This window comes from Streptomyces chisholmiae, assembly GCF_031845445.1.
In the GTDB taxonomy this organism is placed as follows: domain Bacteria; phylum Actinomycetota; class Actinomycetes; order Streptomycetales; family Streptomycetaceae; genus Streptomyces; species Streptomyces chisholmiae.
In genome coordinates, this window is record NZ_JAVREO010000041.1 from 1 (window position 1) to 9,483 (window position 9,483).

Consider the following 9,483-nt stretch of genomic DNA (forward strand, 5'->3'; position numbering starts at 1 on the left):
CCAGGAGCTGGGCGAGCCCTGGTGGGTCGGGGCGCTGATGACGCTGGCGCTGTTCGGCTGCTCGGTGGTGCTCACCGCCTGCTTCCTGGCGCTGGTCCCCGGCAGGCACTCGTGGATGACCACGCTGAGCGCCGGCACCCTCTACGGCTACCTGCTGCACGGCTTCCTGATCCGCGGCTCCGTCGAGTGGGGCTGGTACGACCCGGAGGTGATGCAGAACGCCTGGACCGGGCTGCTGGTCAGCACCGTGGTCGCCGCCGTCGGCATCTCGCTGCTGTGCGCGCCGCCGGTGCAGAAGCTGCTGCGGCCGGTGGTGGAGCCCAAGCTGCGCTGGTTCTTCCGGCGCGACGATCCCCCGAAACCGGCGGCGGGCGCCGGCGCGGCCGAAGCCGCCCCGACGCCCCGCGCCTGATCCCGCCGTCCCGCGGACGCGGAGCGGCCGCCGGCCCTACCGGCCGGCGCCGTCCGCGTCCGACCGGCCGATCTCCAGCATCCGGTCCACGACACGGGCGGTGGCCAGCCCGTCCGACGGCTCGCAGAAGTCCTTGACGAACCGCGCGTACTTGCCGAGGTACTCCCGCTCCACCGCGTCGATGTTCCGGATGGCCGCGACCAGCTCGGCCGAGGTCTTGATCAGCGGGCCGGGCGCCTTCTCGGTGAAGTCGAAGTAGAAGCCGCGCAGCGTGTCCCGGTAGTGCTCCAGGTCGTAGGTGAAGAAGAGCATCGGCCGCCCCGAGTGCGCGAAGTCGAAGAGCACCGACGAGTAGTCGGTGATCAGCACGTCGGTGATCAGGTACAGCTCGGCGATGTCCGGGTAGGCCGACACGTCGAAGACGAAGCCCTGTCCGGCGCCCGGGATGGCGTCCAGGATCTTCGGGTGCTTCCGGAACAGGAAGACGTGGTCCTCGCTGAGCGCCTGCTCGGCGGCCGTCAGGTCGACCTGGAGGTCGAGCTTGAACTTCGAGGCGGTGTGCCGCTGGTCGTCCCGCCAGGTCGGGGCGTACAGCACCACCTTCTTGCCCTCGGGGATGCCGAGGGTGGCCCGCACCCGCTGGGCGATCTTCTCCCGGTCCGGCCGGTGGAAGATGTCGTTCCGCGGGTAGCCCGCCTCCAGCACCTCGCCCTCGCAGCGGAACGCGTTCCGCATGATCGGGGTGGTGAACGCGTTCGGCGAGACCACGATGTCGAACTGCCGGAAGCGGTGCGGCAGGCTGGCGATGTACGCCAGGTTCGCCTTCGGGGTGCCCAGCAGGTCGGCGCCGATCTTCTTCAGCGGGGTGCCGTGCCAGGTCTGCACCACGCACTGCCCCTCCCGCCGCTCGTACCAGTCGCCGAGGCCGACGTTGGTCACCACGTAGCGGCTGCGGGCCAGCGCCTCGTACCACTCGGTGCTGTGCCACTCCACGGGGCGCACCCCGGGCGGCAGCGCGACCTGCTCGTCGGCGACCGACCACAGGTGCTCCACCTCGATGCCGCGCCGCACGAACTCCTCGTAGATCGCGCGCGGCGAGTCGGAGAACTGCTTGCCGCCGAAGCTGTTGTAGAAGACCGTCTCGCGCAGCGGCTCCCGCTTGAACCGGGGGGTGAGCGTCTGCCGCAGCTGCCGCTGCCGCCAGGCGCCCCGCTCCTCGGCCTTCAGCACCGGGCCCGAGCCGAGGAAGAGCCGGTCGTAGTAGCGCCGGTTGACGGTGTACGTGCGGCCGGCGACCCGCTTGCGCAGCGGCAGCGTGTCGTCGATCAGGTCGGAGCGGAGCTTCACCGGGGTGTCGGCCCCGTTGCCCCAGGCGTTCCGGTCCCGCAGCCACAGGTACCAGCGGCCGGCGCGCAGCGGGAGCGTGGCGTCGTAGGACGTCATCCGGTCCGGCCGGATCCGCACCGAGAAGCGGCCGTCGGCCCACTGGAGCGGCAGCACGTGCTCCTCGAAGCGCTCGCCGTGCCGCAGCACGAACCGCTTGGTGTCGCCCGGGCCGTCGTAGTCGCCCTCGACCAGCAGCGCGCCGTCCTCCCAGCGCAGCGTGTCCACCACGGCCTGCCGGGCCCGGTCGTGCAGCTTCAGCAGCCCGGGGCCGTCCGTGGTGACCGCGATCTCGCGGTTGTTCGGGCGGACGTGGCGGCCGGGCACGAAGCCCTCCCGCACGGTGGCCCGCCGGTCGGAGCCGTCCACGAACTCGATGTGCGCCAGGAAGTCGACGGTCTTCTGGTCGGCCGTGGTCGCCACCGTCAGGTCGGCCACCGGGACGTCGGCGGTGAACCGGGACCAGCCGTCCACCGCGTCGGCCGGCGTGAGCGGGTAGGCGGTGCCGGCCGCCGCGCCCTTGCGGGCCACCCGCAGCTTGGTGGGCAGCTTGCCCTGGGCGGGGGCGCGCAGCCCCAGCCGCAGGATGTCACCGGCCACCAGCCGCTGGTCGGTCACCTCGGCCTCGGGCAGCTCGACCGCGACCTGGAACCGGCCCTCCACGAAGCTGGCGACCAGCCGCGCGCCGTCCCCCAGGTCGTGGGACTGGGAGTGGCCGGCCGAGCCGATGTCCACCCGGTCCACATGGCCCGGCACATAGCCGCCGGGCCGCGGCAGGGCCAGCGTCAGGCCCCACGTGCCGGCCTTCCAACGCCCCCGGGACTTCAGCTTGTTGGGGTCGATGGTCAGCTCGAACCCGGACTGGTCGTAGTTGTGCAGCGCCTGCTTGGAGTCCCGGGTCGCCCGGGTCGCCTCCTCGGGGCGCAGCTTGACCGGAATCCGCCGCCCGCCCTTGGCGCGCAGCCAGGCGAGCCGGGGCAGCGGGGCGTGCGCCCCGTCCGGCAGGTTCACCACGTAGCCGTAGCCCCGCAGCACCAACTTGCCGTCCTGCCAGAGCACCTCGGTCGCCTTGGCCCGCACCGGCATCTCGCGCAGCCGCAGCCGGCTGACCGAGGCCGGCAGCCGGGCCATGTCCACGCCGGGTATCGCCACCGCGGGCCGCAGCCGGCCGCGGACCGGGAACGCCGACGGGTTCTCCCGCTCGAAGCTCAACACCGCGAGCAGCTCGTCGACCCGACGCTCCCTGGCCAGCTGCCACTTGATCCGGGCCACCGGCGGGAACTTCCGGAGCTTGCCCTCGTCGGCGCTCGCCAGGAACTCGGCGACCGCCTCGAAGAACTCCTCGCGCTCCGCCCCGGTGGCCTCCGGGAGGAACCGCATCCGTCGCCGGAGTTCCTCCGGGATCATCTCTTCAGGCTTCGCGACCACGGACCTCGTGCCTCTTCCTGTTACTACGAACCAGTGGACGGGGAACCGGCCGGCCGGGGCCGGCCGGGACCCGGCGTCAGGGGGTGCTGCTCACCACGGCGGTCGCTCCGGACTCGCCCAGGGCCTGGTTGCGCGCCTCCGCCCGGGCGGCGAGCGCGCCGACCGCGGCGTTGAACCGCTCCAGCGAGCTGGGCTCGTCGGGGCCGAGCAGGTACTCCTTCAGCTCGACCCGGTCCCGGGCCAGCGGGTCGGCGCCGGGGGCGCCCACCGCGTCCAGCAGCTCGTCGAGCCGCGCCGCGTCGTTGGCCAGGATCACGGCGGCCCGCACGGCGGTGTTCTGCCGGCGGAACTCCTCGGCGCCCAGCTCCGCCGAGTCGGTGACCGCGTAGGGCTTGCCGCTGGCGATGTAGTCGGAGACCACGCTGGAGATGTCGGACACCAGCGCGTCCGACTCGTTGAAGCAGTCGAACAGCCGCGGCTGGGAGCCGGTGATCACCCGGTGCTCCCACCAGCCGAAGGAGCGCCAGAACGCCTCGTTCCACTCGGCGAAGGCGCGCTCCTCGACCGCCGCCTGGTCCGGCGGGGTCTGGGCGTCCCGGGAGACCGAGGCGTCGTCCCAGACCGAGGCGGGGCCCGACCGGCCACCCCGGCCGGACTCGGCCAGGGCGCGCAGCGCGGCCTTGGCGGCCTCCCGGTCGGCGGCCGTGCGCTCGGCCTCGGCGGCCCACCGCGGGTCGCCGGCGCGGGCGGCGGCGGCCTCCTCGATCATGGCCACGATCCGCTGGTGCACCACGCCGGCCGCCGGGTCCCGGGTGCCGGTGAACGGGTGCGGCTTGTAGAGCACCCGCACCGGGCGGTCGGCGGTCAGCAGCCGGCGGATGATGTTCTCCCCGGCCAGCAGCAGCGAGGTGTTGCCCGGGTCGTCCGTCCAGCCCTCCCAGGTGGGGGCGTAGAGCACGGTGGGGATGCGGCCGGTCGGGCGGGCGCTCGCCGGCTGGATGGACGCCAGCTGCGGGCGGCCCACCTCCACCACGTCCTCGTCCCGGACGCCGACGTCGGCCAGCGCGTAGCGGTCCCGGCCGGCCCGGCCGGCGGACCACACCTCGTCGTAGGCCTTGGCGTACGGGTTGATGCTGGCGATCTTGTCGCTGTCGCCGTGCCCGATGAAGACGTGCTTCATGGTGGGCACCCGCAGCAGGTGGAGGTTCTTCCCGACGTTGGCCGGGTAGAGGCCGACCCGCAGCGTGCTGAGGTCCATGTTCATCAGGTGCACCGCGCTGGGCACGCACACCACGGGGACCGTGGTGGTGGCCAGCCGGTTGTGGATGGCGCGCTCCCGGAGGATCACCAGCGGCCGGCTGTCCAGCCGCTCCATCGTCTCCAGCCACATGTCGGCCTGGTAGACGGACTCCTTGGAGCCCGAGAAGTAGAGCGCGGTCTCCGGCCGGTACGAGCGCAGCCACTCGTCGAACCACTCCAGCGCCCGCTCCGGGTCCGGCGGCAGCTTGGCGGCCCGCAGGTAGGGCAGCAGCGCCAGCAGGTAGACCAGGACCAGCGCGGGGGTCAGCGCGATCCCCACGTAGCCGAAGGCGGTGGTGTCGGTGAGCACCGTCGCCAGCAGCCCCGCGTACATCGGGACCTCGGCGTGCAGCACCTTCTCCACCGCGCGGTGCGTCAGCCAGCGCGGGGCGCCGTCCGGCACCGGCAGGGTCGACAGGTCGATGTTGCGGGTGGCGAACGGCAGCCGGCGCTTGCGGCGCAGCACCGTCACCAGCGTGGTGTGCGGGATCTGCAGCGCGTAGAACGCGAGCAGCGCGACGACGGCCAGCTGGGCGACCGGCTCGTCCGTCCAGCCGGTGCGGGCCAGCAGCAGCACCAGCAGCAGCTCGCGGACCAGGAAGCGCACCGTCAGGCCGACCCTGGCCTTGCCCATCCGCACCAGCAGGTAGCTGCCGCTGCGGTGCAGGAGGTGGTCCCCGAGGTAGCTCGCCGCCGCCGCGGCCACGAAGGCCTCCGTGGCCGGCAGCAGTGCGGTGAGCAGCATCAGGGGGTAGCTGACCACCACGACCACCGCCGCCACCAGCTCGGCGATGGTCGTCACGCCGACGAGGCGGCGCAGCAGTGCCGTCATGCCACCCCCCCGGCGGCCTCGGAGCTGAGGGCGGCGGCGAGCGCGCGCTCGAAGGAGCCGGCCTGGCTGGCGTCGGCGGTGGGGTCCTGCTGGCGGACGTCGATCACGTGGCCGGTCATCGTGGACAGCAGCACGTCCAGCGAGGTGCGGGCGACCGCCTCGGAGGAGAGCAGGGTGCCGGCCGGCTCCTGCCCGAACGCCTTGGTCCGCATCGGGGTCGCGGTCCGCTCCGGGTTGACGCAGTTGACCCGGATGCCGTCGGCGGCCCACTCGTCGGCCAGCGCCTGGGTGAGGTTGACCATGGCGGCCTTGGTCGAGGAGTACAGGCTGTACTCGGCCCGGCCCCTGGTGTAGCTGCTGGAGGTGTAGAGCAGCAGCTGGCCGCTGGTCTCCGCGAGGTAGCGGTGGGCGGCCCTGGCGATCCGCACCGGCGCCAGGTAGTTGACCTTGAGCGCCTCCTCGATGGTGGCGTCGTCGGTCTCGGCGAGCTTCCCGATGCGCAGCACGCCGGCGGTGTTGACCACGTAGTCGATCCGGCCGGTGTCCGCGTGCGCCTTGGCGAGGGCGGCGGCGACGTCCTCCGGGTTCTCCACGTGGGTGCCGGTGGTGGAGCGGCCCAGCGGGTAGACCGTGGCGCCGTAGCCGGCGGCCAGGTCGGAGATGTCCTTGCCGATGCCGTAGGAGCCGCCGAAGACGACGACGGTCTTGCCGGCCAGCCGCTCCCGGTAGGCGGCCTCGTCGGACTGCGCGGGGGCGGCGGTGGAGGCCAGCTGGAAGAGCTTGTCGGTCAGGAAGACATCGACCGGCTGGGTCACCTTCATGTTGAACTCGTCGCCCGGCACCACGTGGATCGGCACGTCGGGCAGGTACTTCAGGACCACGGAACAGTCGTCGGTGGCCTGGAAGTTGGGGTCGTCGGCCGCTATCTCGTAGGCGCGGCGGATGGTGGAGAGCCGGAACGCCTGCGGGGTCTGACCGCGCCGCAGCCGGGACCGGTCCGGCACGTCGGTGATGAACTCGCCGTCCTCGCCGTGGGTGCGGGTGACGATGATGGTGTCCGCCGACGGTATGGCGACGTCCACCGCCTGGTAGCGCTCCAGCGCCCGCACACAGTCGGTGATCACCCGCTGGGAGAGCAGCGGCCGGACCGCGTCGTGGAACAGCACGTGCCGCTCCTCGCCCTCGACCAGCCCCTCGCTGAGCGCGGCGATGGCGCGCTGGGTGGTCTCGTTCCGGGTGGCACCGCCCTCCAGCACCCGGCTGACCTTGGTCAGCCCGCTCTTGGCGACGATGCGCTCGACGTCCTGCGCGTACCCGGGGGCCATCAGCACGATGACCTCGTCGATGTCCCCGGCCTCCTCGAAGATCGCCAGGGTGTGCTCGATGACGGCCTTACCGGCGACCTTGATCAGCTGCTTCGGTATGGAAAGCCCCACACGCTGGCCCGTACCGCCGGCGAGAACGACCGCTGTGGTGTGCGGGGACGGCCCGTTGGGTTGCATGCTCAAGGAAGCTCCTGCCGGTATCAAGAAGTGTCGCCTACGCGAGGAGAAGGTTAACCCCCGCCGAAGCTTGACCCCTAAGCCGGACTAACCGAGGTAGACCGTTATCTCTTCGAGATACCCTACCGCTACCCTGCCGGGCCCCAAAGCGGCGTGAGAGACGAGGGGCGCGGGGGGCGTTCCGCAAGCCCCTCCGCGCCCCTCGCACGCTGGTCACCGGCTCATTCGAAGGGCCCGCGGAACTCGTCGAACTCCCGCTGGGCGGAGTCCCGGCGCTCGGCCTCCCGGTCCCGGCGCCGGCGGGCGGCCGGGCGCAGCGGGTTCATCCGGTGGTCCTCGCCCCGGCGGCCCAGCATCTCGGCGCCGGCCGACACCGAGGGCTCCCAGTCGAAGACGACCGCGTTGTCCTCGGGGCCGATCGCCACGCCGTCACCCTCCCTGGCGCCCTGGCGGACCAGCTCGTCCTCGACGCCGAGCCGGTTGAGCCGGTCCGCGAGGTAGCCGACGGCCTCCTCGTTGGCGAAGTCCGTCTGCACCACCCAACGCTCCGGCTTCTCTCCCCGAACCCGAAACAAACCCTCACCTTCGGCGGTAACGGTGAAGCCCGTCTCGTCGACCGCCTTCGGGCGGATCACCACGCGCTTGACCTCCTCGGGCGGGGTGGCGGCGCGGGCCTCGGCGACCAGCCCGCCCAGCGCGAAGGACAGCTCGCGCAGGCCCTTGCGGGACACCGCGGAGACCTCGAAGACCCGCAGCCCGCGCGCCTCCAGCTCCGGCCGAACGATATCGGCCAGATCCTGCCCCTCCGGAATGTCCGTCTTGTTCAGCACCACCAGGCGGGGCCGGTCCTCCAGACCGCCGTACTGGGCCAGCTCCTCCTCGATCACCCCGAAGTCGGTGAGCGGGTCCCGCTCGGTCTCCAGGGTGGCGCAGTCCAGCACGTGCACCAGCACCGAGCAGCGCTCCACGTGCCGCAGGAACTCCAGCCCCAGGCCGCGCCCCTCGCTGGCGCCCGGGATCAGCCCGGGCACGTCGGCCACCGTGTAGACGGTCTCGCCCGCGGTGACCACGCCGAGGTTGGGCACCAGGGTGGTGAACGGGTAGTCGGCGATCTTCGGCCGGGCCGCGGAGAGCACCGAGATCAGCGAGGACTTGCCGGCGCTCGGGTAGCCGACCAGCGCCACGTCCGCGATGGTCTTCAGCTCCAGCACCAGGTCCCGGCTCTCGCCCGGCTCACCCAGCAGCGCGAAGCCCGGCGCCTTGCGGCGCGGCGAGGCCAGCGCCGCGTTGCCGAGGCCGCCCCGGCCGCCCTGCCCGGCCACGAAGGTGGTGCCGGCGCCGACCAGGTCGGCCAGCACCTCGCCGGACGGGCTCAGCACCACGGTGCCGTCCGGCACCGGCAGCACCAGGTCCTTGCCGAGCGCGCCCGTGCGGTTCCCGCCGGCGCCCGGCTTGCCGTTGGTGGCCTTGCGGTGCGGCCGGTGGTGGTAGTCGAGCAGGGTGGTGACCGCGGGGTCGACCACGAGCACGACGTCGCCGCCGCGCCCGCCGTCGCCGCCGTCCGGGCCGCCGAGCGGCTTGAACTTCTCCCGGTGGACGGAGGCACAGCCGTGGCCCCCGTTACCCGCGCCGACGTGCAACTCGACGCGGTCCACGAAGGTTGTCATGACAGGTGCCTCCTAGCGGTTGTGGGGCGCGCGCTTCGCGCCCCACAGTGAGGTGCAACAAAACCAAGGACGGACCGCTTCCCGGCGAGGGAAGTGCGGTCCGCCCTGGAGAGCTTGTGTCCGGCCGCGCCTACTGGGCGGCGGGCACCACGTTCACGACCCTGCGGTCCCGGTGGGTGCCGAACTGCACGGCGCCGGGCTGGAGGGCGAACAGCGTGTCGTCCTTGCCACGGCCCACGCCCTTGCCGGGGTGGAAGTGGGTGCCGCGCTGCCGGACCAGGATCTCGCCCGCGCTCACCACCTGGCCGCCGAACCGCTTCACGCCAAGGTACTGGGCGTTGGAGTCACGGCCGTTCCTCGTGGAGGACGCGCCCTTCTTGTGTGCCATCTCGCTTCAGTCCCTTACTTCGCGGCCGGGGCGGGGATCGAGGTGATCTTCAGCTGGGTGTGCAGCTGACGGTGACCCATCCGCCGGCGGTAGCCGGTCTTGTTCTTGTACTTCTGGATCCGGATCTTCTCGCCCTTGTGGTGGTCGAGGACCTCGGCCGCGACCTTCACGCCGGCCAGCACCCACGGGTCGCTGGTCACGGTCTCGCCGTCCACCACGAGCAGGGTGGAGAGCTCGACGGTGTCGCCGACCTCACTCTTCGCCAGTCGGTCAACCTCGATGACGTCACCCACAGCGACCTTCTGCTGACGGCCGCCGGTGCGCACAATCGCGTACACGCCAAACTCTCTCTCACTCGATACGGAGCCCCTGATGCCAGCGACGGGCGCGTGCCCGGCCTCTCCCGACCGCGCGGCACGAGGCCGGCGGAGCGTGGCGGGAGGAAGGTGCTCAGAGGCGCGGCGTGCCCAGCGACACACCGATCGCCAAGAATACGGAGGCGGCAACAAGCCGGTCAAATCCGCCGGGTCGGCCCCCCCCCCCCGGGTGGGCGGCCCACCCCCCCGCACAAA

The 9,483-nt window shown here is 72.3% G+C and carries 6 protein-coding genes and 1 pseudogene; 1 reads left to right on the forward strand and 6 read right to left on the reverse strand.

All coding sequences use genetic code 11. The features are described 5' to 3' along the window. Positions 1-412: pseudogene (locus RM844_RS31815) on the forward strand (acyltransferase family protein); the annotation flags it as partial. Between the two features lie 36 nt (positions 413-448). Here RM844_RS31815 and RM844_RS31820 read toward each other — a convergent pair. From RM844_RS31820 to rplU, 6 genes are all read right to left on the reverse strand, one after another. Continuing rightward, on the reverse strand, positions 449-3,202 hold the full coding sequence (locus RM844_RS31820) for a CDP-glycerol glycerophosphotransferase family protein (RefSeq protein WP_311670930.1): 2,754 nt from the start codon (positions 3,200-3,202) through the stop codon (positions 449-451). 97 nt (positions 3,203-3,299) lie between these two features. Then, positions 3,300-5,354 carry a hypothetical protein gene (locus RM844_RS31825; RefSeq protein ID WP_311670931.1) on the reverse strand — a complete coding sequence of 685 codons (2,055 nt, stop codon included), beginning with the start codon at positions 5,352-5,354 and terminating at the stop codon, positions 3,300-3,302. Further along, positions 5,351-6,856 (reverse strand): bifunctional cytidylyltransferase/SDR family oxidoreductase, encoded by a 1,506-nt coding sequence (locus RM844_RS31830; protein WP_311670935.1) that lies wholly within the window; start codon positions 6,854-6,856, stop codon positions 5,351-5,353. The genes RM844_RS31825 and RM844_RS31830 overlap by 4 nt, the downstream gene beginning before the upstream one ends. Before the next feature lie 221 nt (positions 6,857-7,077). After that, entirely contained in the window at positions 7,078-8,523 is a 1,446-nt protein-coding gene (gene obgE, locus RM844_RS31835; RefSeq protein ID WP_311670932.1) for a GTPase ObgE, read from the reverse strand. Between the two features lie 130 nt (positions 8,524-8,653). Next, entirely contained in the window at positions 8,654-8,911 is a 258-nt protein-coding gene (gene rpmA, locus RM844_RS31840; RefSeq protein WP_311670933.1) for a 50S ribosomal protein L27, read from the reverse strand. 14 nt (positions 8,912-8,925) lie between these two features. Beyond that, the gene (gene rplU / locus RM844_RS31845; protein WP_311670934.1) at positions 8,926-9,249 is read right to left on the reverse strand and encodes a 50S ribosomal protein L21; all 324 of its coding nucleotides are present in this window, start codon (positions 9,247-9,249) and stop codon (positions 8,926-8,928) included. Between the last annotated feature and the right edge of the window lie 234 nt (positions 9,250-9,483).

Excerpts from the sequence above, each read along its gene's own strand:
- rpmA (WP_311670933.1), bottom strand. The coding sequence starts at position 8,911 with ATGGCACACAAGAAGGGCGCGTCCTCCACGAGGAACGGCCGTGACTCC.
- RM844_RS31825 (WP_311670931.1), bottom strand. The coding sequence starts at position 5,354 with ATGACGGCACTGCTGCGCCGCCTCGTCGGCGTGACGACCATCGCCGAG.
- RM844_RS31820 (WP_311670930.1), bottom strand. The coding sequence starts at position 3,202 with ATGATCCCGGAGGAACTCCGGCGACGGATGCGGTTCCTCCCGGAGGCC.
- obgE (WP_311670932.1), bottom strand. The coding sequence starts at position 8,523 with ATGACAACCTTCGTGGACCGCGTCGAGTTGCACGTCGGCGCGGGTAAC.
- RM844_RS31830 (WP_311670935.1), bottom strand. The coding sequence starts at position 6,856 with ATGCAACCCAACGGGCCGTCCCCGCACACCACAGCGGTCGTTCTCGCC.